General features: G+C 27.8%; 1 protein-coding gene. It reads right to left on the reverse strand.

The window, feature by feature from the left end; translation table 11 throughout:
• Window positions 1-399 (reverse strand): methyl-accepting chemotaxis protein (locus tag K9U41_RS23625; RefSeq protein ID WP_282643250.1); only part of this gene is annotated, 399 nt, incomplete at both ends.

The raw sequence follows: 399 nt of genomic DNA on the forward strand, positions 1-399 counted from the left end.
GCCTCAAATACTGTTTTAGAAATTTCCGAAATAGATTGAATGTTATTATCTATTACTTTTTTACCATTTTCTGCATTATGTGTTGATACTTCAGCTTTTCTTAATGTTTCGGTTACAGCTTCAGAAGTTATTTTTAAAGAATTATTTAATTCAATAATTTCTCTGTTTATTTCATCTGTGTTATTAGTTTGTTCTCTAATACCAACTGTTATCTGTTCAACACTCGCAGAAATTTCACCAGATGCAGCAGCTAAATTTTCACTCAATTCTAAAACTTCTTTTATTAAAGCACGAACCTTATCAAATGATTTATTTAAATCTTTAAAGAAAACAGCAATTCTTTCATCACCTTCATCATAAAATTTAACTGATAAATCACCTGAAGCTATCTTATCAACA

Origin of the sequence: Xanthobacter autotrophicus, assembly GCF_029991245.1 — a bacterium.
GTDB classification, from domain to species: domain Bacteria; phylum Pseudomonadota; class Alphaproteobacteria; order Rhizobiales; family Xanthobacteraceae; genus Xanthobacter; species Xanthobacter autotrophicus_C.